General features: G+C 59.4%; 24 protein-coding genes and 1 pseudogene. 17 read left to right on the plus strand and 8 right to left on the minus strand.

Going from position 1 to position 24,651, the window contains the following annotated elements; all coding sequences use genetic code 11:
* The first annotated feature begins 50 nt into the window (after positions 1-50).
* The 4 genes from HGP14_RS26690 to HGP14_RS26705 all read left to right on the plus strand — a co-directional run bounded on the left by HGP14_RS26690 (position 51) and on the right by HGP14_RS26705 (position 4,559).
* Positions 51-1,853, plus strand: coding sequence for an acetolactate synthase 3 large subunit (locus tag HGP14_RS26690; RefSeq protein ID WP_168832889.1), 1,803 nt, complete (start codon positions 51-53; stop codon positions 1,851-1,853).
* Positions 1,854-1,872: 19 nt separating this feature from the next.
* Positions 1,873-2,415: a G/U mismatch-specific DNA glycosylase gene (mug, locus tag HGP14_RS26695; protein ID WP_168832890.1), complete on the plus strand. Its 543-nt coding sequence runs from the start codon at positions 1,873-1,875 to the stop codon at positions 2,413-2,415.
* Between the two features lie 82 nt (positions 2,416-2,497).
* Entirely contained in the window at positions 2,498-3,511 is a 1,014-nt protein-coding gene (locus HGP14_RS26700) for a GlxA family transcriptional regulator (protein WP_168832891.1), read from the plus strand.
* A gap of 49 nt (positions 3,512-3,560) precedes the next feature.
* Positions 3,561-4,559 (plus strand): MDR family oxidoreductase, encoded by a 999-nt coding sequence (locus HGP14_RS26705; protein ID WP_168832892.1) that lies wholly within the window; start codon positions 3,561-3,563, stop codon positions 4,557-4,559.
* Between the two features lie 15 nt (positions 4,560-4,574).
* Here HGP14_RS26705 and HGP14_RS26710 read toward each other — a convergent pair whose 3' ends face one another.
* The 4 genes from HGP14_RS26710 to HGP14_RS26725 all read right to left on the minus strand — a co-directional run bounded on the left by HGP14_RS26710 (position 4,575) and on the right by HGP14_RS26725 (position 9,776).
* A complete protein-coding gene (locus HGP14_RS26710; RefSeq protein WP_168832893.1) occupies positions 4,575-4,868 on the minus strand; it encodes an ArsR/SmtB family transcription factor in 294 nt (97 codons plus the stop codon).
* Between the two features lie 180 nt (positions 4,869-5,048).
* A complete protein-coding gene (gene pdhA / locus HGP14_RS26715; RefSeq protein WP_281408125.1) occupies positions 5,049-6,068 on the minus strand; it encodes a pyruvate dehydrogenase (acetyl-transferring) E1 component subunit alpha in 1,020 nt (339 codons plus the stop codon).
* A 34-nt stretch (positions 6,069-6,102) separates the two neighbouring features.
* On the minus strand, positions 6,103-9,060 hold the full coding sequence (locus tag HGP14_RS26720; protein ID WP_168832895.1) for a 2-oxoglutarate dehydrogenase E1 component: 2,958 nt from the start codon (positions 9,058-9,060) through the stop codon (positions 6,103-6,105).
* A 497-nt stretch (positions 9,061-9,557) separates the two neighbouring features.
* Entirely contained in the window at positions 9,558-9,776 is a 219-nt protein-coding gene (locus HGP14_RS26725; RefSeq protein ID WP_168832896.1) for a hypothetical protein, read from the minus strand.
* A 549-nt stretch (positions 9,777-10,325) separates the two neighbouring features.
* Here HGP14_RS26725 and HGP14_RS36750 point away from each other — a divergent pair.
* Both HGP14_RS36750 and HGP14_RS26735 read left to right on the plus strand, forming a co-directional pair.
* On the plus strand, positions 10,326-10,601 hold the full coding sequence (locus tag HGP14_RS36750; protein WP_409527107.1) for a heme-binding protein: 276 nt from the start codon (positions 10,326-10,328) through the stop codon (positions 10,599-10,601).
* A gap of 66 nt (positions 10,602-10,667) precedes the next feature.
* A pseudogene (locus HGP14_RS26735) lies at positions 10,668-11,709 on the plus strand (alpha/beta fold hydrolase).
* A 288-nt stretch (positions 11,710-11,997) separates the two neighbouring features.
* On the opposite strand, the gene HGP14_RS26740 reads toward HGP14_RS26735, so the two are convergent.
* Entirely contained in the window at positions 11,998-12,705 is a 708-nt protein-coding gene (locus tag HGP14_RS26740) for a type 1 glutamine amidotransferase domain-containing protein (protein WP_168832898.1), read from the minus strand.
* Positions 12,706-12,862: 157 nt separating this feature from the next.
* Here HGP14_RS26740 and HGP14_RS35275 point away from each other — a divergent pair, with 157 nt between their 5' ends.
* From HGP14_RS35275 to HGP14_RS26760, 5 genes are all read left to right on the plus strand, one after another.
* On the plus strand, positions 12,863-13,036 hold the full coding sequence (locus tag HGP14_RS35275) for a hypothetical protein (RefSeq protein ID WP_205927356.1): 174 nt from the start codon (positions 12,863-12,865) through the stop codon (positions 13,034-13,036).
* 678 nt (positions 13,037-13,714) lie between these two features.
* Positions 13,715-14,359, plus strand: a complete 645-nt coding sequence (locus HGP14_RS26745) for an MEDS domain-containing protein (RefSeq protein ID WP_168832899.1) — start codon at positions 13,715-13,717, stop codon at positions 14,357-14,359.
* Positions 14,360-14,373: 14 nt separating this feature from the next.
* The gene (locus tag HGP14_RS26750) at positions 14,374-15,786 is read left to right on the plus strand and encodes a sensor histidine kinase (RefSeq protein WP_168832900.1); all 1,413 of its coding nucleotides are present in this window, start codon (positions 14,374-14,376) and stop codon (positions 15,784-15,786) included.
* Entirely contained in the window at positions 15,783-16,139 is a 357-nt protein-coding gene (locus HGP14_RS26755) for a response regulator (RefSeq protein WP_168832901.1), read from the plus strand. The genes HGP14_RS26750 and HGP14_RS26755 overlap by 4 nt, the downstream gene beginning before the upstream one ends.
* A 22-nt stretch (positions 16,140-16,161) precedes the next feature.
* Positions 16,162-16,845, plus strand: a complete 684-nt coding sequence (locus HGP14_RS26760) for a response regulator transcription factor (RefSeq protein WP_168832902.1) — start codon at positions 16,162-16,164, stop codon at positions 16,843-16,845.
* A gap of 133 nt (positions 16,846-16,978) precedes the next feature.
* On the opposite strand, the gene HGP14_RS35745 is transcribed toward HGP14_RS26760, so the two are convergent.
* Positions 16,979-17,179 (minus strand): YbfB/YjiJ family MFS transporter, encoded by a 201-nt coding sequence (locus HGP14_RS35745; RefSeq protein ID WP_312862187.1) that lies wholly within the window; start codon positions 17,177-17,179, stop codon positions 16,979-16,981.
* A gap of 894 nt (positions 17,180-18,073) precedes the next feature.
* On the opposite strand from HGP14_RS35745, the gene HGP14_RS26770 reads away from it, so the two are divergent.
* The 5 genes from HGP14_RS26770 to HGP14_RS26790 all read left to right on the plus strand — a co-directional run bounded on the left by HGP14_RS26770 (position 18,074) and on the right by HGP14_RS26790 (position 22,664).
* The gene (locus tag HGP14_RS26770; protein ID WP_168832903.1) at positions 18,074-18,799 is read left to right on the plus strand and encodes an SDR family NAD(P)-dependent oxidoreductase; all 726 of its coding nucleotides are present in this window, start codon (positions 18,074-18,076) and stop codon (positions 18,797-18,799) included.
* A gap of 100 nt (positions 18,800-18,899) precedes the next feature.
* Entirely contained in the window at positions 18,900-19,880 is a 981-nt protein-coding gene (locus tag HGP14_RS26775) for an enoyl-CoA hydratase/isomerase family protein (RefSeq protein ID WP_168832904.1), read from the plus strand.
* Positions 19,881-19,977: 97 nt separating this feature from the next.
* Complete coding sequence (locus HGP14_RS26780) at positions 19,978-20,304, plus strand: PAS domain-containing protein (protein ID WP_168832905.1); 327 nt, start codon at positions 19,978-19,980, stop codon at positions 20,302-20,304.
* A 163-nt stretch (positions 20,305-20,467) separates the two neighbouring features.
* Positions 20,468-20,845, plus strand: a complete 378-nt coding sequence (locus HGP14_RS26785; RefSeq protein WP_168832906.1) for a response regulator transcription factor — start codon at positions 20,468-20,470, stop codon at positions 20,843-20,845.
* Positions 20,846-21,371: 526 nt separating this feature from the next.
* The gene (locus tag HGP14_RS26790; RefSeq protein ID WP_168832907.1) at positions 21,372-22,664 is read left to right on the plus strand and encodes an epoxide hydrolase family protein; all 1,293 of its coding nucleotides are present in this window, start codon (positions 21,372-21,374) and stop codon (positions 22,662-22,664) included.
* A gap of 2 nt (positions 22,665-22,666) precedes the next feature.
* On the opposite strand, the gene HGP14_RS26795 is transcribed toward HGP14_RS26790, so the two are convergent.
* A complete protein-coding gene (locus HGP14_RS26795) occupies positions 22,667-22,972 on the minus strand; it encodes a hypothetical protein (RefSeq protein WP_168832908.1) in 306 nt (101 codons plus the stop codon).
* 726 nt (positions 22,973-23,698) lie between these two features.
* Complete coding sequence (locus HGP14_RS26800) at positions 23,699-23,977, minus strand: hypothetical protein (protein WP_168832909.1); 279 nt, start codon at positions 23,975-23,977, stop codon at positions 23,699-23,701.
* A gap of 345 nt (positions 23,978-24,322) precedes the next feature.
* Between HGP14_RS26800 and HGP14_RS26805 the strand changes: the two genes are divergently transcribed.
* Positions 24,323-24,505, plus strand: coding sequence for a hypothetical protein (locus HGP14_RS26805; RefSeq protein ID WP_168832910.1), 183 nt, complete (start codon positions 24,323-24,325; stop codon positions 24,503-24,505).
* Positions 24,506-24,651 lie beyond the last annotated feature (146 nt).

The following is a 24,651-nucleotide window of genomic DNA, read 5'->3' on the forward strand; positions in this document are numbered from 1 at the left end:
TATAGTGCGTCAACAGCCGAGAGCTTCTGCGCTACAAGTGGAAATGAGCCATGACGATCAACATCAAGACATCGACGACCTCCTCGGCAGATCACGGCGAAATGACGGGTGCCGAGATGGTTGTACGGGCGCTGGCGGACCAGGGGGCAGAAATCCTTTTCGGCTATCCGGGCGGCGCGGTGCTTCCAATCTACGATGCCCTATTGGACGAACCCCGGCTGCGCCACATCCTTGTGCGCCACGAGCAAGGTGCTGCCCACGCGGCCGAAGGATACGCGCGCTCGAGCGGAAAGCCGGGCATCGTTCTCGTCACCAGCGGACCTGGCGCGATCAACACCGTCGTGGGCATCGTCGACGCGCTGATGGATTCGATCCCGCTGATCGTCATCACCGGTCAGGTGCCCACCCATCTGATTGGCACGGACGCCTTCCAGGAAGCCGATACGATCGGGATCACCCGGTCGTGCACGAAGCACAACTACCTTGTTAGGAGCATCGAGGAACTTCCCCATGTCATGCACGAGGCCCATCGCATTGCGACCACCGGAAGGCCCGGACCGGTCTTGATCGACATCCCCAAGGACATTCAGGTCTCACGTGGACCATATGTCGCTCCTGGCGAAAGTCTGCCTCTGCATCGCTACGAGCCGCAGACCAAGGGCGATCCCGCAAGCATCGCGGAAGCGGTCAAACTGCTGTTGGGGGCCCAACGGCCCATTCTCTATACCGGCGGCGGCGTCATCAATTCGGGACCGAAGGCTAGCGAGCGTCTAAGGGAGTTTGCCGCTCTGTTGGGCGCTCCCGTCACCTCTACGCTCATGGGTCTTGGGGCGTTCCCGGCCTCCGATCCGCTGTGGTTGGGAATGCCTGGCATGCATGGCGCGTACGAAGCCAACCATGCGATGCACGATTGCGACGTCATGTTGTGCCTCGGCGCACGGTTCGACGATCGCGTCACCGGACGTCTCGACGCCTTCTCGCCGGGATCGACGAAGATCCACATCGATATCGATCCGTCGTCGATCGGAAAGATCGTACCCGTCGACGTCGGCATAGTCGGGGACGCCCTGTCGGTCTTGGAAGACCTCATCGCTGCGTGGCCGCGGGAGCGTCGGCAAGAACGCACCGAGAAGCTCGCGCCATGGTGGCTCCAGATCAACATCTGGCGGGCACGCAAGGCGTTCAGCTACCTCAATTCGTCGGAAGTCATCAAACCTCAGTACGCACTCGAGCGCCTACGGGCGCTGACCCTTGATCGGGATGTTTACGTGACGACGGAGGTCGGGCAGCACCAGATGTGGGCCGCGCAGTTCTTCCATCTGAACGAACCGAACCGCTGGATGACGTCCGGAGGGCTCGGAACGATGGGCTACGGCTTGCCGGCGGCGATCGGCGTACAACTCGCGCATCCGAAAAGCCTCGTCATAGACATCGCCGGCGAGGCGTCGATACTGATGAACATGCAAGAGATGTCAACGGCCGTGCAGTACCGGCTTCCGGTCAAGATCTTCATTCTCAACAACGAGTACATGGGGATGATCCGCCAATGGCAGGAATTGCTGCACGACGAGCGCTACAGTCATTCATATTCGGAAAGCCTGCCGGACTTCGTGAAGCTGGCCGAGGCGTACGGCGCGGTCGGCATTCGCGCGGAGACACCGGACGAATTGGACGGCAAGATCCTAGAAATGCTCGACACTCCTGGTCCGGTGATTTTTGACTGCCGGGTCGAGAAGACTGAAAACTGTTTGCCGATGATTCCGTCGGGACGACCCCACAATGAGATGATTCTGTCAGAAGAGATCGTCGACATGGGCTCTGTGATCGCTGCCGAAGGTCGTGCCCTGGTGTGATCCTGCCAGGAGGAATGTCATGTCTATAGAAGCCGGCCGCGATGACGATATGCTGGCGCGAGGCGCCGGGTTGTCAGACGTTCTCGCGCCCGGTCTCCGCGTTGTGTTCTGTGGCCTTAATCCAGCTCTGACTGCTCAACGAGACGGCCACAATTTCTCGTCTCCCAGCAACCGCTTCTGGCGGGTACTGCATTTGGCCGGCTTCACTCCCCGGCTGTTACGGGCGGAGGAGGAACAGCACCTGCTGCAATATGGCTGCGGGATCACGGCCGCGGTATCCCGCGCGACCAGAAGCGCAGCCGAGCTGGTAGCCAGCGACTACCTCACGGCAGTACCCCAATTGGAGGCAAAGATCAGCAAGTTTGGACCGGCCCATCTTGCATTTCTCGGTAAGGCGGCATTTGCCGCTATCAGCGGTCGAGGCGATTGCGATTGGGGCAGACAGAGCGACGTGTTCGCGGCTGCGAAAACGTGGGTCCTGCCGAACCCAAGCGGTCTCAACAGAGCGTTCAGCTTGGATCGCTTGACCGGGCACTACCACGACCTAAGATCACAAATCTAGCTGCTCCTTCGCAGTCCGGGAGTTTACGAGCAGCTAGCAAGGAACCGCCGGAACGCAGACGAATCCGTAAGGCAGGGCAAAAATGCGTATCGCCATTCTCGCCATTCCGGGCGTCCAAATGCTCGATGTAGCCGGCCCGATGGACGTGTTCTCCGAGGCCACCACCCTACTGACGGGGCGATCCGGGTACACGGTCAAAATTGTGGCACTGTCCATGGAACCTGTCACAGCCCTTAATGGCACTCGATTTCTGCCGGACTTGTCGATCGAGAATACCCTAGAAGGATTCGACACCTTGCTGATTGCCGGCAGCCCCAGCGTGCGCCAATACGAGGACCATCGCGAGCTTGTTCAATGGATCATCCGGGAGGCGCGCCACGTCCGCAGGCTCGCGTCGATATGCACTGGCGCCTTCCTCTTGGGCAAGGCGGGCCTACTCGATGGTCGGCGTGCGACGACGCATTGGAATTCGACGTCCCGTCTCGCTAGCATGTTCCCGACGGTGAGACTGGAACCCAATACCATATTCGTGAAGGACGGGCCCATCTATACAAGCGCGGGCGTTACCGCGAGCATGGATCTAGCGCTTGCCCTTGTCGAAGAAGACTTCGGTCGCAGCATGGCGCTACGGGTAGCAAAGGAGCTCATCCTTTTTCTGCAGCGCCCCGGCGGTCAGTCGCAGTTTAGCGTCCATCTCGAAGCTCAGGCGGCGGGGATCGGTCCGATCCGGGATATCACGCAGTGGATCGTCGAGAACATAGCCGACGATCTGTCCGTGGAGACGCTGGCGGCGCGCCTAGGGATGAGCAGTCGCAACTTCGCACGCACCTTCAAACGCGAGACCCACATGACACCTGGCGACTACGTCGAGGCGGCCAGGGTCGAAGCCGCTCGAAGAATCCTGGAAGAAAGCGACACGCCCCTGAAGAGGGTCGCAAGCCTGTGCGGGTTCGCAGACCAGACGGGCCTGCGCCGAGCTTTCATGCGAAGGATCAATGTCACGCCCGTCGAGTATCGTCACCGGTTTCGGCCGCCCGAGACGGCCGCGATCGCCGAACCACCACCTCGAAGACGGGCGTCGCTCGCGACCGCTTGACGGCGCCATTCCTCTGTCATCGAACGGCAAATTGCCCAGGGAGGTAGTTATGGAAAAGAGCTTCACCGCGATGGTGATCGATACGGTGGACGGCAAAATGGCGGGCCGCTTTCGCGAGGTTTCCATCGACCAGTTTCCCGACTACGACGTACTCGTCGAAATTGCCTACTCGACGCTCAACTACAAGGACGGCCTGGCGATCACGGGCAAAGCGCGGATCGCTCGGCGGATGCCCATGATCGGCGGGGTTGACCTCGCAGGGACGATCGTCGAAAGCAGATCTCCTAGATGGCGGCCGGGCGACAAGGTCATCCTGAACGGATGGGGGCTGTCGGAGACGGAATGGGGAGCCTACGTCAGGTACCAGCGGGTCAAGGCGGAGTGGCTGATCCCCCTCCCCGATGCCTTCTCGATGCAGGAGGCGATGGCGATCGGCACCGCCGGCTACACGTCCGCACTATGTGTCGACGCACTGGAGAAGTGGGGAACGATACGGCCCGGCGAAGGTGAAGTGCTGGTCACCGGAGCGGCCGGCGGCGTGGGCTCCGTTGCTATCGCTCTTCTTTCTGCACAAGGCTACAGAGTGACTGCGTCGACCGGTCGGCGGGAGACTCACGACTATCTCGCTTCGCTTGGAGCAAGCGGCGTCATCGACAGAGCGAGCTTGCAGGAAAAGGGCCCACCACTTCAAAAGGAACGCTGGACCGGCGGCATCGACAGCGTCGGCTCGAACACCCTGGTCAATGCCCTTGCTCAGACCGTACGCGGTGGTGCGATCGTGGCCTGCGGGCTTGCCGGGGGAGCAGATCTTAACGCAACCGTGATGCCGCACATCCTCCGGAGTGTTGCGCTGATCGGGATGGATTCCGTGAGCGCGCCGATAGAGCAGCGGCTAGGTGCGTGGAAACGTCTGGCACGCGATCTCGACAGAGAGAAGCTCAGCAAAATGACTACAGTCGAGCCTATGTCGAAGCTCCCGCAGCTCGCGGAGGACATCATCGCGGGCAGAATCCGCGGGCGTGTGGTTATTGATGTCCGTCAGGTTTGACCGCAGCCTCCCCGGTCATAGATCCTGCGTTAGCTGTCTCAAGAACATGGCAATCGCTTCCTCGTCGCGCTTGTAGAACATCCATTGCCCCACCCGTCTCGTGGTCAGGAGGCCGGCAGCGCTCAACGCAGTGAGGTGGCCCGAGACGGTGGACTGCGCCAGTCCGCTTCGCTGGAACTGGTTCGCGCAGACGCCCATTGCTAAGGGATGCTCCTGAGCATCGAAATGCTTCTCCGGATCTTTCAGCCAACTGAGGATGTCCATTCGAGCGGGGTGCGAGAGCGCCTTGATGATTGCAAACGTGTCCATAGTCGTTCCTTGGAACTCGATCTGCTGCCGTATGCTTCGCCGCTTCTTCAAGCATTTCGCTCCACCGGGAGGCATTGGACAGCGGCTGCCTCAACCGGCGGAGCTCGGCAGGCCTCCCCAGCTTGCCGAGCAGGTGAACATCGATATGCAAGTAGTCCGCCGTCGAAGCGGCTATTGCCGCTAGTTCCGATATATATCGCTCGTGAGTTCAAGCGCATCGGGTTCCGGTGCCGAACTTGCGAACTGCGCGGCGTCCTGAACGACGCCCTTCACCGACGCGTCGATCTCTTCTAGGGCGTTTCGCTCAACATCCCGTCGTTCGATGAGAGAGCGCAGACTTTCGATGGGATCGCGTGTCGACCTCATAGTGTCGACCTCCTCGCGCGTCCGGTATTTCGCCGGGTCCGACATCGAGTGGCCGCGGTAGCGATAGGTCTCCATCTCGAGAATTGTTGGACCGTCCCCAGCCGCCGCTCTCGACCTGGCTCGCGCCCCCGCCTCCCGCACCGCGAGGATGTCCATGCCATTGACCCTCTCGCCGGGAACGTTGAAGGCGAGGCCGCGCTGGTACAGTGGGACCTCGGTGGTTGACCGTTCGACCGAAGTGCCCATGGCGTAGCGGTTGTTCTCGATGACGTAGACGATGGGCAGGGAGTGCACAGCCGCCATATTGAAACTCTCCGCAACCTGACCCTGGTTCACCGCGCCGTCTCCCATGTATGCGAAGCATACGGCCCCATTGCCGCGATAGCGGTTTGCAAACGCAAGCCCCGTGCCGAGCGACACCTGCGCACCGACGATGCCGTGCCCCCCGTAGAACCCCTTGGCAACATCGAACATGTGCATCGATCCTCCTTTGCCCCGAGACACCCCGGCATCCCGTCCGGTCAGCTCCGCCATCACCGCCCTCGGACTCATGCCCGCCGCGATCATATGCCCATGATCCCGGTAACTGGTGATGATCTGGTCGCCCGGCTGAAAGACCGCGCGCATTCCCACCGCGATCGCTTCCTGGCCGATGTACAGGTGACAGAAACCTCCGATGAGGCCGGACCCATATAGCTGGCCCGCCCGTTCCTCGAACCTCCGGATAAGCAACATTGTGCGGTAGTAGTCGAGCAGTTCGGGGAGGCCCGCTTCAAGATAGCCGTCAGGCGGTTCCGGAATGGCCGTCGACCTATGTGATATTCTGGGTGACATCGACATCGCTCCTTTCATGGCACCATCTGCAGGCTCAAGGCGCGAATGCTGCGTCCATAAATAGGCCAGTCTCGGCAATGTGGCGAGACATCTGACCCGCCGCCGTCGACGCCGATGCCGGACGCCCCACGTACTGCGGCCGGGTTGGGGTTCCTCGAGCTTGCTTGATCGCCCATTCGATGTAGGTCTCAACAAACGACCAAGCCCCCATGTTCTTCGGCTCCTCCTGGCACCATACGATGTTCGCGTTGGGGAACCGCGCCAGCTCGGCCGCCAACGCTTTCGCCGGGAACGGGTAGAGCTGCTCAACGCGGAGAAGATAGACGTCGTCGAACCCGCGCTTGGTCCGCTCCTCCTCGAAGTCGTAGTAAACCTTGCCGGAACACAGCAGCACCTGCCGGATCTTGCTGTCCTGCGCCAGCTTGATTGAGTTCTCGCCGTCCGTTTCGCTGTTGTCTCGCAGAATGCGCTGGAATTTTCCGTCGGCGCTCAGGTCCGCCAGGTCCGACTTGCACAGCTTGTGTCGCAACAGGCTTTTCGGGGTCATCAGTATCAGCGGCTTGCGGAAGTCGCGGGTCAACTGCCGTCTGAGGATGTGAAAATAGTTTGCCGGCGTTGAGCAGTTGGCCACCTGCCAGTTGCCCTCAGCCGAACTCTGCAGATAGCGCTCCAGACGAGCCGAAGAGTGCTCGGGACCCTGACCGTCGTATCCATGAGGGAGGAGACAGACTAAACCCGACATCCGGAGCCACTTGCGCTCGGCGGACGAGAGGAATTGGTCGAACACCACCTGAGCGCTGTTTGCGAAGTCGCCGAATTGCGCCTCCCAAAGAACCAGGGCTTTCGGCTCGGCAAGCGAATAACCATACTCGAAGCCAAGCACGCCCTGCTCCGAAAGCATCGAGTTGAAAGTCTCGCACGGCGCCTGTTTAGGAGTGATTGAATTCAGCGGCATGTACCGAGCGCCGGTCTCCTGATCGATAATCACCGAATGGCGCTGCGAGAACGTCCCGCGCTCGCTGTCTTGCCCCGATAGTCGGACGGGATATCCGTCGTCGGCAAGCGACCCCAAGGCGAGCGCTTCTGCCGTTGCCCAATCGATACCTTTGCCTGCCTCGATCGCCTTCCGCCGCGCCTCGATGAAACGAACGACCGTGGGGTGCGCGTTGAAGCCCTCGGGGAGAGTCGTGATCTTTTCCCCGATGGTTGCCAGCCTAACCACGTCGACGCCGGTCAGGCTATCGGATTCCTCCTCGCTAGCCGACTGGCCGGAGCCGAGGCCCGCCCATTTGCCATCAAGCCAGTCGCCCTTCTCCGGCTTGTAGGACTTCGACGCCTCAAGCTCCAAGTCGAGATGCTCGGTCCACCTGGCGCCGGCTTCCTCGACTTCGCCTCTTGCTACGACGTCCTCCGAAATCAGACGCTCTGCGTAAATATCGAGCGTCGATTTATGCCTGCGGACCTCCTTGTACATCGCCGGCTGTGTGAACGACGGCTCGTCGCCCTCATTGTGGCCGAAGAGCCTGAAACAGATCAGATCGATGACAACGGGCTTGTGGAACGTTTGGCGATATTCGATGGCCAGCCTTGAGACACGAGCCACAGCCTCGGGATCATCGCCGTTGACGTGGAAGATGGGCGCCTCGACCATTTTCGCGATGTCAGACGGATATGGTGACGAGCGGGAGTAGCTGGGATCCGTCGTGAAGCCGACCTGGTTGTTGATTATCAGATGGACCGAGCCGCCGGTTCGAAACCCCTTCAGACCTGAGAGGCCGAGGCTCTCGGCAACGACGCCCTGCCCCGCGAAGGCCGCGTCCCCATGGATCAAAAGCGGCAAGACGGTCGTTCGATCGACGGAATCGTTTCTCTGCTCCTGCTTTGCCCTGACCTTTCCGAGAACCACCGGATCGATGATCTCGAGGTGGGAGGGATTCGCAAGCAGGGACAGATGAACCGTCTTGCCATTGAACTCCCGATCCGACGAGGTGCCTAGATGGTACTTCACATCTCCCGAACCTTCGACCTCATCGGGAAAGAACGACCCCCCTTTGAATTCGCTGAAGATTGCGCGGTGAGGCTTGCGGATGACCTGACTGAGGACGTTCAGGCGACCACGATGCGCCATTCCGAAGACGACCTCGACCACGCCCAGAGCCGCACCGCATTCTAGGATTTCTTCCAGCGCAATGATCGTGGACTCTCCGCCGTCAATACCGAAACGGGTCGTACCGACGAACTTCTTGTTGAGATAGCGCTCGTAACCAGTAACCTCGACAAGCTTCTGCAAAATGGCGCGCTTTCGATCAACAGCCAGTTCGGTGACGTTGTCCTGGGCTTCGACTCGCTCCTGAATCCACGCACGTTGCACCGGATCTGAAATATGCATGTACTCATAGCCGACTGTACCGCAATAGCTGCGGCGCAAGCAGGTCACGATCTCTCTCATCGTGGACAATTCGGACCCGAAGGCGCCGTCGATAAATATCTTCCGTTCCAAGTCCCCTTCCCCGAAACCGTATGAAGAAGGGTTCAGCTCTTCATTGTCCTTCGGGATCTTCAGGCCCAGTGGGTCGAGCTGGGCGCTAAGATGACCGCGCATCCGATAGGCACGGATGATCGCTAATGCGCGCGCGGTGTCGCGGTTCGCCGTGAACAGATCGCTTTTCGGTATGGCGCTAAGTCCAGCCCCAGCCGTTCGTTCCGGGCCAGCGTCTTTTGACCAGTTCCCATCCAGGGCGGAGATCAGCTCGCCGTTCAAAGGTAGGGGCCAGTTCGCGGACTGCCAGGAGGCGCCGTTCGCAGTCCGTCGAATGTCGACTGCGTCGTCTCCCAGCGAATTGAAGAAATCCCGCCATTCGGCGCCGACGGAGCTGGGGTCATCCAGATAACGGGCCTGCAAGCTTTCGATATAGTGCGCGTTCGCAACGTCGAGAAACGACGTCTGCGAGAAGATTTCGTTGGACGGTTGTTGGCGGCTCGCGCGGTTCATCTGAGCATTCCTTGTCGTCCCGGCGCTCCGGGCATCCTCCGCGTGGATCTTTTGCGGGCCCCTAGGAGCGGGCAGCGTGGAACCACCGCGCCGCCTCTCTGTATGGCGATCTGCGGGTTCGATCGGTTAAAGGGAACCCGTCTGCAGACTGCGAGGCGATTATAGCGGCTGCGTGATTGTCCGATATCAAAAGGAGAATGCAAAAACGGACAACTTGGGGCATATACCGCCGCATCGCGTACGAAAGTGGTGACGCGCCGTGGAACCTCGTAGCGCTCCCCGACGTGCAGCCACGAAATAATGAATGCCGAAAATTTTGCGAGTGCCTATTGTACCAAAGTGTCTCCGGTCCTGCTGGTCCAGCGGAAGAGTGAGTTCCGACAGCGATGGTCAGGCTCGAGGCGGCGTAACGCCGCCGAGGCTACTCTGGCCATTTTCGAATACTTCGCGTGGGGCGCTGAGTTCATATCTTTTCCGTTGCACGGGAAGATCCGACATCACAGCGGGAATTCCGAGTTAAGACGCTCCAAGAGCGCGTCGCGTTCGGCTATTCCGGCGTCATACAGACAAAGAAGTTCCCGAGCTGCCGCGAGCGCCTGCGCGCCCCCCCGATCGCACTGCCGGGCTCGGCAATATTCAACGAGGACGGCGTGCAATATGGAGAGGTCGTCTGGCCCCAGCGGCCGATTGGCCTTGTAGTCGAAGGCTCCGAACATCGCGCCTATCCTTGTCCGCCCCGCCCTGCACAGAGAGCTCGCATTCCGGCATGGTGGTAGCGGAACGCCTGAGCCAAGCGATCTCTGCCGCCGGCACCCACCGGCGAAGGAGCACGAGCCTTATGGATCATCACCAGCGCGAGGACCATCGTCACCATCGCAACCGCTCTAGCAACGAGATGAAAGCTTGAACTTGCAGGTTTGTTGTCGGGTAGAACATCGTCGGGTCCCGTGAAGGCTGGCTGCGACAGCGACTGAACGTCTTACAGTATGACGACTGGCCGCGAACGCCGCAGTTGCACATAGGTATCGCCGATACCAAAGTCCAATGGCGGCCCGTTTGGCGCTGCCTCAAAGTCCACTCCCCTGAAGGCGCCTCGTCGTTTCCCACGGGTGTGGCGACGCACGTTCACGCAAGGAGCTCAGTCATGGATCTGTTATCCTTGGCGAAGGACATCGCCGAACGTATCGAAAAGGAACCCTCGCGCGCCAAAGTGCGTAACGGTTCGTGTGATCGACGTCCACCGGGACACCGTGCTCCAGCACCACATGAATGGCGCGCTGGCTTTTTCAATGCTGATATCGGAGCGCAAGGCCTACACTTCCGCGCTCAGGATTAAGAACGCCGACCTCTTTCACCTAGTGCAATCTGGAAAGGACCTTTTCCACCTAGTTTCGCAGGAGAAATTCTGCGCCATGGGCGGCGGAGCGCCTCGCGAACGGGATGGTGAATTTGTCGGCGGCGTGGGCGTCCAAGGTGGAACCGTCGCAGAGGACGTGGGCATCTTGGAAGCAGCCCTCAAAGGACCTCGGATAACAACATAGCAACCTCGAAAGATCTCGCCGCGGCAACGGCTAGATACCACCTCGTTCCAACATGGTCGGAAAGTCATGCCCAATTTCGAATTTGCAAATCTCAGCCGACGTTCGTTCGCTGGCATCGCCCTAGGCGCGACGGCAGCCGGCGTTCTAGGGGAACGCGCAGTCGCACAACGGGCGACTGGCACCGAAGTCTCACTGAACGACCACGCTGCGCTGAATGCAAGTGAACGGATCGACGCCGGGGATCTCAGCGTCTCGTACGCCGCGCTCGGTCCAGACGATGGACGGGAAGTGCTTCTGCTCCATGGCTGGCCTTACGACATCAATAGCTTTGCCCAGGTCGCGCCACTGTTGGCGGAGCAAGGTCATCGCGTAATCGTGCCGTTCCTGCGAGGATTTGGAGGCACCAGATTCCTGTCTGCGAAAACGAAGCGGAACGGACAACCATCCGCGCTCGCGGTCGACATGGTCAACCTGATGGACGCTCTGAAGATCGAAAAGGCGACGATCGCCGGTTTCGACTGGGGAGCGAGGACGGGGGACATCGTCGCTATTCTATGGCCGGAGCGCTGCAAGGCGCTCGTCTCCGTGAGCGGCTATCTGGTGGGAAGCCAGAGCGCCGGCAAGACGCCGCTTCCACCCTCGGCGGAACTTCAGTGGTGGTATCAGTATTACTTCGCCACCGATCGCGGTCGCGACGGATACGGAAAGTACACCAACGACTTCAACAAGCTGAATATGGAAGTTCGCCTCTCCGAACTGGAAGTTCGACGACGCGACCTTCGAACGCAGCGCCGCGGCGTTCTCAAAGCCCGACCACGTCGAAATCGTCGTGCACAACTACCGCTGGCGACTGGGGCTGGCGCAGGGGGAAAAGCGGTTCGACAAGCTCGAAGCCAAGCTGGCGAACGCACCTGAAATCCTCGTCCCGACGATTACCATGGAAGGCGACACAAACGGCGCGCCTCATCCAGATCCCAAAGCTTATGCCGAGAAGTTCAAGGGCAGATACGAACATCGTCTGGTCTCGGGCGGGATCGGCCAAAACCTACCACAGGAGGCTCCCGAGATCTTCGCCAAGGCTATCCTAGAGGCGGAGTCATGGTCATGAGGAATTTTGGGGACGGGATCCCACCTAGACTGCTTGGCAACTTCTTCATCGGATAACACCGGCTTCTCGTGATAGCCGAAACCCAGGCGCGAGACTTCCAGCCCGCTGTTTTCGGCAAGGTTGCCGTAGATCCAAGCTCGCAGCGCAAGGTCCACGCTATGCAGGGGCCGTCATTTGAGTAGACCGGGGTTTCATGAATGCCCCAAGTGCCCCCGCGAAAAAGGGCCCGTGGTCGCAACTTCAGGACTCTGCGACCACCGATCTCTCGTCGCGGGTTCGTGCCGCCTGTCATGCAGCCGTACAGCCGACCGCTTGCGTCGCACCAGAAAGAAGCTTGACGAGCGCTTGAGCGCCCGCCGTGGACGACGCCGGGTTCTGGCCCGTGATCAGCCGGCCGTCAGTGATGGCAAAGGCTTCCCAGTTTCCCTTCTTTTCGAAAAGTCCGCCCAGCCGTTTGAGCTCGTCCTCGACCAGGAACGGCACGATCTTGGTGAGTTGAACCTCTTCCTCCTCGGTGTTCGTGAAACCGGTAACGCGCTTACCCTTGACGAGCGGCGCACCTTTGTAGGTAACCCGATGTAGCACGCCCGGTGCGTGGCAAACGGCCGCGACTGGTTTTCCGGAATTATAGAAGGACTCAATCAGGGCGATCGAGTCCGGGTCCTCGGCAAGATCCCACATCGGCCCATGACCGCCGGGATAGAAGACCGCGGCAAAATCTTCCGACCGCATGTCCTTCAGCTTCTTCGTCATCGCGAAGACCTTCTGCGCGTCGGGATCCTTCTTGAAGCGGGCCATCGCGGGGGTCTGGTTTTCCGGCAGATCGCTCTTTGGATCGACCGGAGGCTGACCGCCCTTCGGCGAGGCGAGCGTCAGATCGATGCCTGCGTCGCGAAAGACGTAGTATGGCGCGGCACCTTCTTCGAGCCAGAAACCCGTTTTGCGGCCGGTGCTTCCGAGTATGTCATGCGAGGTGAAAACCATCAGGACTTTCATCTGTCGGCTCCTTCCTTTGCTGTGACGCAGCGAAACTGACTGCACGAGCCGGAGTATGCTAACGACCATCACCCGGCACACTTGCACATTGGTATCGGTGATACCTTAGTATCGGTTGAAACGGTGCTCCGAATGCACGGCTAAAGTCCTGGAGATGATGGGACAGGCGATCGTATCGGCGATGCCTATGCGGGATGGCGAAGGCGAAGCGCCGATATCAAACTTGCTGCTTTACAACCTGATCCATAGGAAGGATGGCCAGGATGACGCACGCACTAGAGAGCAGATCCGGATCGATAAGGTCGCCAGTCTGTTGGCAGATCTCTTTTGACAACCGCGCCTGAACGTCATGGGCCCGCAATTCGGGCAAGAGGTTCGCGAACTTGCGTAGCAACTGCCACCAGAGTTCGAGGCTTGGTCTTCGCTCGTACGATGATCCTACGGGGCGCGCATCCATTTCGTACGGTTCTGCTTCAGACCATCTTGCCATTTATTTGATTGATCGCATAACAGATCGATTAGTTCGATATCAGACCTATTGAGCGCCGTTTCTTCGAACGAACCACCTAGTCGACCGAAAGCTCCCGGGAAGCGTCTCGGAGCCCGATTTCCAGTTCCCGCAAGGTAGCAACTGCCTGGTGGTCTTTGCTACCTGATGCCGCAAGTTCCGCGTTGCCCCGACGAAGAGATAACTTTGCATATGCGTCGCTTGTCAATGCAAGGGATGTTGCTAGACAGCCTTGAATATTTCAGCGTCGAGCTGGCTGGCATGCGCCAGGATCCGGACCGAGAAGTCTTCGCTTAGCTTCGTCGAGGTGAAGGAATATCGTTCTCGTTGCTGTCGTGCCCCACAGCCAACACCTTTGTATAATAGACACTGTCCGTCAATAAATGGAAGCTTCCCCCCGCGCGATGGACCGGGGTGGACCGAGTTCGTATGCTTTGACGCGATCGGGCGCCGATAATATGGGGCAGCAGGCGCGAGACAGAGTGAGGACTGTTATCGCCCATGAAAACGCGCACTTCCACAATTCGATTCGCCAGCTCGGAATTGAGCCGAAGCAGGCACGTATGTGCGTTCTTCAATAATCAGGAAGACGCCTACAAGGTCCTGTTGCCTTTCATCGTCGATGGTTTCACCTGTGGGCACAGGGCGGTCCATCTCCTCAATCCCGGAGACGAAGCGCAGCATCTATCGCGATTGCGATGCGAGGGGATCGACACGGAATCAGCGCAGAGATCCGGGCAGCTTGAAGTGCGAACGAACGCCGACGTTTATCTTCGGGAAGGTCGGTTCGATCAGCACCGAATGTTCGCCGAATTCGAGGAACTGGCGAGCGGAGATGCGGGCAGCAAGTTCCCCTTGAGCAGGATCGTCTGTCAGATGGACTGGGCAGGAGAAGGCCGTTCGGACGTCACCGATCTCTTGGCGTTCGAAGCTCGCGTCAATGATTTGTGGGACCAGCACGAGGATGCGGTAATCTGCGTATACGACCTGGCGAAGTTCGGAGGCGAGACGGTGATCGACATCATGAGGACCCATCCGATGGTTGTCGTAGGGGAAACGATGCAGGAGAATCCCTTCTACGTTCCTCCTTCCCAATTTCTCCAAGAGTTGGGAAGAAGGCATCACCGCAAATCGGGCCAATCCTAGAAAAGGAAGCGGGGATGTCTGATCTCGTCTACTTCCCTTCCCCGGAAACCGATCGGCTTCGCCGCTGTGTGAACGATCTGGTCGCATTGATCGCCCTTCCGGCGATCTGGTCGGGCGGCGACCTTCTCCACGTTGGGGAGACGCTCCTCGACGTTCTCAAATCGATGCTCGACGCGGACTTGTTGTACCTGCGACTCTTTTCGAGTTGCGGAGATGCGCCCCTGGAGTTCGCTCGCGTCGCCTTTGGCGAAACAGCCGTCAGGGCGGCCACTGTAGGTGCGGCCCTCGACAGTGCGCTCGGCCAGCTCTCCGGATGGCCTCCGATCTCCATTGCGACGTTTACAGGCGCGGACTTGGTGATCGCGCATGCTCAGCTTGGACTTCAAGGGGCCGCAGGCGTGCTGGTTGCCGGCTCTCGCGACGTCGCGTTTCCAACGGAAGAGGAGCGGCTGATCCTCAGCATTGCCGCCAACCAGGCTGCCGTCGCGGCACATGACGCCGCCAGACTTTCAGAGCAACGAAATCTCGCCGCCGTCCTTGACGGCCGCGTGGCCCAACGGTCCGCCGAGCTGGCAAAAGCGAACGTCGCGCTAAGGAAAGAGATGGAACAGCGGCAGCGGACCGATGCGGAACGACGTCTTGCCGAGGAGGCTCGCGACAAGTTCCGCGCCGAACTCTCGCATATCAGCAGGGCGATGAGCCTGGGGACGATGTCGGCGGCGATCGCTCATGAAGTGAATCAGCCTCTTTCCGGCATTATAACCAATGCCAACACGTCCCTCCGGATGCTTTCCGCGACACCGCCCAATGTGGAAGGCGCTCTCGAAGCCGCTCGTCGAACCATTCGAGACGGAAACCGAGCCACGGAAGTAATCGCTAGGGTCAGGGCCTTGTTCAAGAAGCAGACCACTGCCACGGAGCCGGTCGACCTGAACGACGCCGCACGGGAGGTCATCGGTCTTATCGGTAACGATCTGCAGCGAAACAGGATCACGATCAAGACCCAGTTCGAAGACGAGCTTCCGCTCATTGAAGGAGATCGCGTTCAACTCCAGCAAGTTGTGATGAACCTGCTGCGGAACGCGGCAGACGCGTTGGGCGAAATCAGCAGTCAACCTCGGGAGATCGTGGTGAGCACGGAATTTGATGGCGAGGCGATACTTATGAGTGTGGCTGACACGGGCGCCGGGGTCGACGAAAGGGACATCGATCGAATGTTCGATGCGTTACACACGAGCAAGCCGGACGGCATGGGGATCGGGTTGTCGGTCAGCCGCTCCATCATCGAAAGCCACAATGGACAGATATGGGCGAGCGCGAACAAAGGACATGGCGCGATCTTCGCCTTTTCGGTCCCGCTCTCTTCCACGATCGGAGGCGACGCAGAGAGTTTGAATGAGAGGATGGACTTCGAGGTGCGGCCATGACGACGACGCCCATCATCTCGCTCGACGACGAGCCCGCGCGGGAACCGCTTCCCTGCCTTGTTCGCTTCCTCGGATTTGACCTCAGGATGTGTTTCTCCGCACGAGAGTTTTTGAGTTGCGCGTCTGGGGAGGAAACGCAGTGTCTGGCTCTCGACGTCGCTATGCTAAGTACGACCGGTCCGGAGCTCCAAGCCAAACTCGCTTGGCTACGTGAGACCATTCCGATCGTCTTCATAATGGCTGAGGACGACCACGATCGAAAACAGGTATTAATCCGGCGCGGCGCCGTCGACTGCCTTCTCAAGCCATTTGATGACGAACTGCGCGACGCGCTTGATCGAGCATTCCCATAAATCTCGGATAAGGAGATTGCGCATGTACAGTGTTATTTCCAACACGCCTGAACAGAGCTCGAGGTCGCCGACTGTCGAGATGAGTAAGCCTATCGTCTTCATCGTCGACGATGACGTGTCCGTCCGGGAGTCGCTGGAACTTTTGGTCCGTTCGGGGGGCTGGGAGCCATCGCTCTTCGAATCCGCAGAGCAATTTTTGGATTACTCGCGTCCCCGGACTCCGTGCTGTCTCATCCTGGACGTCAATATGCCGGGCCTCAATGGTCTTGAGCTGCAACGAACGATCGTGACGGACGGCGTCAAAATACCGATCATCTTCATCACAGGCTTCGGCGACGTCCCCATGACAGTCCGCGCGATGAAGGCCGGCGCGGTTGAATTCCTGACAAAACCTCTCGATATCGGAGCTCTTCTCGAGGCAGTGGGCGCGGCACTGGCACACAGCGAAACGGTCTCGCGCGAAGAGGAAGAACTCGCCCTTCTCCAGCAAACCTACGGGTTACTAAGCCCTCGCGAGCGTGCCGTCATGCGCCTGGTTATTACAGGGCTTCTCAACAAGCAGATCGCGTTCGAACTCGGCATCAGCGAGATAACCGTGAAGGCCCATCGTGGCCAAGTCATGCGGAAGATGAACGCACGTTCGCTACCCCACCTCGTGAACATGGCTGCGCGGCTTAATCTGTCCGAGAACGAACTGATCCACTGAACCATGGAAGAGCCTTATGCTCGAAGGAAAATCCAGGTGGCTGGCAGGGGGAGTGCTATAAGTCCCGTAAGAATAACCGTCACGGCAAGCATACCCCGAATTACGCCCGTCCGTTCAATCCTGCGCGGGATGATCATCGCGAGCAGCGGCCAGCCAGATAGCCGATGTAGTTTGCAGTTGCCAACCGCCCCGTCGTCCCGAGATCGAGCACTCCATCGCGCAGCATCATCGGCATAATTGGCGTGAATGCGAAACGCCCTATGCCCATAGCGATTGCCAGTGACGCGGAACCGGTTGCGACTACGGCACGATATCTCGAAACCCGTTCCGACATGACTGCCTTCCTTCACTTTCCATGAATCCGGTAAGAGAACACGGCGACCGCCGGCACTATCGTCAGGCTCCAAATGACCGTTGGAGAGGAAGATCGCTCAACCCTTCGCGGAAGTAGGACCTTTCCCGCAGAGAATGAAGGTTCGAACGTGCCGATCTGTCTACCGGCAAAACGGCAGGATGAGTGCTCAGAGAAGTCCTGTCCGCACTTTGACGACGGACATTCTTCGTCGTACGGGATCTTCGTCAGCTCCCTGCGGGGGAAGTCGTGACGCGTGCCTGGCCGCCTTCCCGACCAAAGGTCGGGAAATCATTTCTTGACGCACCTCCGCCCGTCGACCGGATCGGCGCGAGCGCGGCGCCCGCCGTGGCATCTGCGCCACAGCATCGGCCAGCGGCGTCTCATGCGCGAAGAAGTTCATGTTCACTGGCGCGTCGGTTCGATGCGCAGATTTCCTTCAGCGCCACTCGAAATCGGTCGACGCTTAATTGCGCGCCCGGCAGCGAACCAAGTCCTCCGGCTCGCGCCACCGCGAGGACCATGGCAACGGTGGTAACTCCGGTCGTAGGCCTGCACGATCGGAAGTTCGATGCCGAAGAGGTCGAGGATGCGGCGATCTTGCCAGGAATTCATGGTCCATTTCAAGTATCTTATCCGAAGGTAATAGGACCAGTTGGGCACCTTGGTCTTTCGCATGATCAGCCCCGTCCGGGGCACCGCCGACACCTTGGTACAATAGCGGCAGGCCCAATTTCGCGCGATCGTTCTGGCGAACCGGACGTGGTCACGTCGGCAGTTTGTCGGCACCGGCCAAATGCCCCAGAGTCTCGGATAATTCAGCAGCGCCCGCAGTCACTTCAGGGTAGGCCGGGCGTCACCTCAAGGGAGGCATGAATGAGCGCGCACAAGACAGTAATCGTCACGGGAGCGTCTCAAGGCATCGGAGCCGGACTGGTGAAAACGTTCCTCGACAAGGGCTGGAACGTCGTCGGCACGTCACGCCGCATCAGCGAAAGCATCGGTTTCGACCGGGCTGGCCGGCTGGAGCTAATAGACGGCGACGTGGCCGATCCCGATACCGCCGAACGGGTGGCACTGCGTGCAGTCGAACAGTTCGGATCGATAGACGCACTCGTGAACAACGCCGGGATCTTCTTCACGAAGCCGTTTCTCGAATACACGATCGAGGACTTCCGGCGCCTCTCCGCGACAAATATCGAGGGCTTCATCCACTTTACCAAGCACGCCGTAAGACAGATGTTGCGCCAGAGGTCGGGCGGCAGCATCGTCACCATCACCTCATCACTGACGGACCATCCGATCGCAGGCGTGACGGCATCCTTGCCGATGATCACGAAGGGCGGGTTGAACTCTATTACGAAGAACCTCGCGTTGGAATTCGCTGCGAACCACATCCGCGTGAATGCGCTATCGCCTGGCGTCGTAGACACTCCGCTGCATTCGCACAATCCCTCTGACTCTCTAAAGACATTGTCACCTATGGGCACGATCACGGCAGTGCAGGAGATTGTCGACGGCGTCGTCTACCTGACAGAGTCAGCAAACATTACCGGGGAGGTGCTCCACGTCGACAACGGAGCACATCTTGGGAAATGGTAGGGCGCGGCTCAGCAATCCCTCTGGGCTCGCTCGTCGAAGCGAGCTCGTCCTCGCCGATCAAGCCTTAGAAACCCGCTTCGTTTCAACCATGGAGGCAGTCATGAAGATCAAACCACGATCGAGCGTCCTCGCCGTCTTATCCACAGTGCTGACCGGCGCGACGCTGCTTACGATCCCGGCGCTCGCCTTATCGGGGCAGACGGTCGCGGTGAAGGTCGGTCAGCCGGCCAACGCCGAAACACAGCGGGCAAATGAACGGGTGCAGCTAAGGGTCGAAAAGCGAACCCCCGCGTACTGGCGTGTCACGTTCGACAATCCTCCTTTCAACATCTTCGGCCCAGAGACAATACCGCAGATGGAGAAGGTGGTCGCCGAGATCGAAGCCGATCCCCACCTGAGGGTCGTCGTTTTCGACAGCGCGGTACCAGGCTTCTTTCTGACCCACTACAACTTCACGCCGCCTTTGTCTGAATCCACGAGCCTTCCTGCAGGACGAACAGGTCTCCACCCCCTCCCCGACATGCTCGTTCGCATCAGCAAGGCGCCCGTCGTTTCGATCGCCTTGATCCGCGGCAGGGCCACCGGGGTCGGTAGCGAGCTTGCTCTTGCCAGCGATATGCGTTTCGCGAGCCGAGAGAAAGCCATCCTGTCCCAGTGGGAGGTCGGAGCGGGCTTCGTCCCCGGCGGCGGGCCGATGGCGCGTCTGCCTAGACTGATGGGGCGCGGTCGTGCGTTGGAGGTCCTTCTCGGATCGGACGACATCGACGGCGATCTGGCGGAGGAGTACGGGTATGTCAACCGTTCGTTTCCTGACGCAAAGCTAGACGCGTTCGTCGACGCGTTGGCGACCCGGATCTCGGGTTTCGACCGCCAGGCTATCGCCGACACCAAGCGTCTGGTTGATTACGCGAGCCTTCCAACGGATCCCGAAATCGGCGCGGGCTGGGACGCCTTCATCACGGCCGTGCAGCGCCCGATAGCGCAGAAGAATATTGGGAAGCTGATGGGCATCGGGTTGCAGACTGATCCCGACGTCGAAGCAAGGCTCGGTCATTACACAGAGACCTTGGCCGGTAAGTAGAGTGGCGGAGCCCGCACGCAACGCCGGAAGTCGTACGGGTAGTCCTTCCATTTTGAATCCCTCGAATGAGGGGCGGTGATGTCTTTCGACACGGCAAATGCAGCACGTAGGAGCAATACATACCGCGAGAGGCCAGACGCTGGTCGAACGTGGGCGTTCCAAACGTCATCTGCAACTCATGATCGACTCGATCCCGGCACTTGCGTGGTCGGCCTTGTCGGACGGGACTGCCGAGTTCTTCGATCGTCATTATCTGGACTATGTCGGTCTGTCGCGAGAGAAGATGCGAAACTGGCAATGGAAGAGCGTCATCCACCCCGACGACATGCATGTTGTGGATGCAGCATGGAGAGACTTCGATCGCGAGAGGCGCGATGCCGCAGCACATGGGAGGAACGGCGGCTTACACGAGAGAACTGGCTGAATGGGATGCTGCGTACGTGATCGCGAGGGCCGTCGGAGCGAACCGACTGAAAGATGCGAAGGGCGCTCCACCGATACCATGGTACAATATACCAGAGGTTGATGAGATCCTAGCTTAGACAACAGTTAGAAGTGTACATCCGCGGCAGGTCTTTGAGGTCGCTATGGAAAGGTTGCGTGGTCCACTAATTTCAGTCGTCGACGACGACATATCGGTACGCGAAGCCCTGCCAGCTCTGCTCCAAGCGTTCGGACATGAGGTTGCAACGTTCTCCTCCGCTGAGGGATTCCTGGAGGCGGCGGAAATGTCAGGCACACGCTGCCTCTTGCTCGACGTCAAGATGGAGGGCATGTCGGGTCAGGCTCTTTATCTCGAGCTGAGGCGTCTGGGCCGACACATTCCTGTTGTCTTCATCACGGCCAATCACGATGAGGTCTTGCGCACGCGTCTACTGAAACAAGGCGCCATCGACTGTCTCTTCAAACCGTTCAGCGACGACGCGCTCGAACTCGCCGTCGCAAGGGCGCTGGCGGGCAGCTAGCAGCGGTCCGCCACGAACGTTTGGGCCGCAACTGCCCGACCCGTGATCGAACTAATCACGATCAGCGCGTGGAACTGGCAATCACGTTTGCAACGAACGGCAGCGAGTGGTGGTATCTCTCAACTCCGTTGAATAAGCTCCGTATGGGCAGCCACTGCTATGTTGAAATGAACTTCGTGGAACGTCTTACGTCTCTAGCCGCGGTTTCACTGTCGGCAAGGTGACCGGGCCGACCTTTCGCCCGTCGAATGGGCGGTCGGTCGGTATTTTCTGTCGACGCACCAAGAGCCCGCCCTCCTCCCCTACGTGCCGGCCCACGCTACACAGCCTGCCTCCTCGAAGCGACAGCTTGCCACCGTGCCGTTTCGACACGCGCCGCGTTCAGAGAGACGCCGATGCTACCCGCCCGCGCAGACGGAAGCGTCGAATACAAAGGTATCGACGATACCATGGTGCAATGGCTCCTCAGCCGTTTTGGTGAGACCTTCCTTCTCGCAGAGACAAGGCAAATATGTAGGAGGATCCTATGGCCCACATACCGACGGTCACTCGTCGAACGTTTCTTGCGGTCGCGGCGTCCGCAAGTGCGGTCAGCATGCTTCCCGAGGCGTTCGCCGCCACGAGCGCGATGTCGGATCTGAAGCCGTTCAAGTTTTCCGCCACTGACGAGCAACTCGCGGATTTGCACCGTCGCGTTGCCGCCACGCGCTGGCCCGACGAGGAGAATGTCCCAGACGACAGCCAAGGCGTCCGGTTGGACACGATCAAGAAACTCGCCAAGCATTGGATGGATCACGACTGGCGCGAGGTCGAGGCGCGTCTCAATAGCTTTCCGCAGTTCGTGACTGAGATCGACGGTATCGACATTCATTTTATCCATGTCCGCTCGAAGCACGAGAACGCGCTGCCGATCATTATCACCCACGGCTGGCCCGGTTCGATCATCGAACAGTTGAAGGTTATCAAGCCCCTAACCGATCCGACCGTCTACGGCGGCACCGAGTTCGACGCCTTCCACGTCGTCATCCCCTCACTGCCGGGCTACGGCTTCTCCGGCAAGCCGAGGGAGACAGGATGGAACCCGCCACGAATCGCCAAGGCCTGGGCCGTGCTGATGCAGCGTCTCGGCTATGCGAAGTATGTCGCCCAGGGCGGCGACTGGGGCAACGCCGTCACGGAACTGATGGCGGTGCAGGAGCCCGAAGGACTTCTCGGCATCCACACCAACATGGCCGCGACCGTGCCAGCGGAAATCTCAAAGGCGCTAGCTACAGGTTCTCAGCCGACGGGTCTTTCTGCCGACGAGAAAAGGGCCTGGGATCAACTCGACGACTTCAACAAGAACGGCCTCGGGTATGCAATCGAGATGAACAACCGGCCGCAGACGCTTTACGGTCTCGTGGATTCGCCGATCGGGCTCGCCGCCTGGATGCTCGACCACGACATTCGCAGCTACCGAATGATCGCCCGGTCCATCGACGGCGAGAAAGGAGGGCTGACGCCCGACGACGTGCTCGACAATGTCACACTGTATTGGTTGACTAACACCGCGATTTCGTCTGCGCGCCTCTATTGGGACAACGCGCACTTCCCGACTGGCGGCTTCTTCGATCCGCGCGGCATCAAGATCCCGGTCGCCGTCAGCGCCTTCCCTGAGGAGATCTACCAGGCGCCGCAGAGCTGGGCGGAGAGAGCTTATCCGAATCTCATCCATTACAACCGGCTACCGAAGGGCGGGCACTTCGCCGCCTGGGAACAGCCCGAGCTTTTCACCGCCGAACTTCGCGCCTCCTTCAAGCCGCTCCGCGACCAGATCTGATTCTACGCGGCGCGGCTGCGCCGCGCCGCGTTCAGCAACCACATCGCTATCATTCTAGGGTGAATGACAATGCGCGACAACGAGATCGTCGATTCCCGCTTCACCGCCATCATCAATGCCTCTGTGAAGACATTGACAGATGGATCGCGTATCGGATTCTGATCCGCGATCAGGTGCAGACCTTGGCGGCCTAATGCCACCTTGATAGAAGGGTTGCTTAGATGCGTCCCGAAAGCCGCGTCCGCATAGACCTCGTAGATGTGGATTTTCGTTTGGTCGTCGGTCGATGCCATGACCTCGAACTTCACGCTCCCGGTTTCCTCACGCTGGCAGCGTGTGCGGTGCTCCATCAAATCGCACCCAATTTTGGTTCAATCGCACCCATAACGAGTGCGCTTTAGAACGTTTCCAAGCGAGTAACGTTCTCCGATCGCGACGTGACCGCAGTCTGTGCAGCCCGCTCCTGCAAAACTCGTCTGACATCCGAAGCCTGGATTACCAAGGTGAGGGCGCGCAGTCGCAGGAACCACATTGACGTTGCGAGGTGACGGGTTGATTGTAGTGCTGATTGGAGATCGCCAATGAGTGAGGATGAAAAATCGGAGCTCGTCCGGAAGAGGCTGCCGCCGATGCCCCAAAGACGATAACGATGAAGGAAGCCCTGGACGCCGCAGGCTTCACCCCTGCACATCGTACTCCAATCATTGTCTCGCATGGTAAGCCACGGGAGCGCTTAAAGCGGCATCGCAAGAAGTAAGTTATCGAACTCGCCTAGATCGGAGCTTTTCATCTCCTCCGGCGATCTGCCCTCGGCACCTGGCGTTGGAGCGCCGCTACCCCATCAAACCTAGACAAAAATAGACATGACCCGACGGCCCTTGAGAGTGGATGAGTAATCACTTGCAGCCATAGACCGGGTTAGGATCGAGCGTACTCGGAGCAGCCGGTGCCCATCTGGCCGCGCAAACTGAAGTTTCCCAACAAAACTTATCCAAAGGAAAAGTCACACGTGGAGGGACTTCGATGGCGAAACGTCAAATTTGCCCCCAGCCGTCGCGGTGGCAGGGCATTTCCGACACGCTCTGCAAGACGAGAGGCTTTCCGTTCATTCTCGCGGTCGTGACGATAATCGGTTCATCCTCGCCTGGATGCCGCAGGGTCAGGATTTCATCAGGTCGGTTACCGATCGCAATCCGAGCCTGCTGCCGGTCATTTCCCTTTGTTTTTCCGTCTTCATCCTTGGCTTCCAGGCGTGGTTCTGGGCGCGGATCATCGTCGAACGCCAGTTCGGCCCGATCGGCCTGGCAAGACAATCCCTACCTCCTGTTAGGTCCGCGGTTACTTGGTGCGATTCCCTTTGCGCTTGTTTTCTGGGCGCTCCTGCGCGCCGACACCGTTTGGAGCCAGCCTGCGTGGATCCTGCTGGTCATCGGATTGGGCTTCCTGGTCCTCGTCTGGAAACGGGACGATAAAACGGGCGCCATGTCCAGGCACGCGCAAAAGCTCGCCGCGGCCGTTCGCTCGCGCACGATTGTCCGGGAAGTCCACAGATCGCCCGCGTTGCTGAGGACCTCATCGGTCCGGTGGTCCGGCTTTATAAGAGCCGCAACGCACACGGAGAACGCCTCAAGACGCATCTCCTAAGGGACGGCCCGTTCGTGCCATCGACTACGGACCGCGCCAAGGTTTTCACCACCGACCTTTGCAAGCTGGAGATTCCGATGAACTGGGCGCTGTCGGGTAATGCCAGGAACATGGTCGATCACTTCCTCGTCGATCCGCGCCCCCCCAGGACAAGGAATGCCGGGAGCGGAATGTTGAAGACTTTGACGGTCTGGTAAGACTGCTGAAGCCGACCAAGGAATAGTCGCGCCCTGGATCCATGTGCCGTCGGCAAATCAGCCTACGCTTTCAATAACCGCCTTCCTGATCAGGCTGCCGTGAAGAACTTCGATTACGTCGCCAGCTTCGGCGTCCATGACGCCCT

Source organism: Rhizobium sp. P32RR-XVIII, assembly GCF_012641395.1.
Classification (GTDB): domain Bacteria; phylum Pseudomonadota; class Alphaproteobacteria; order Rhizobiales; family Rhizobiaceae; genus Rhizobium.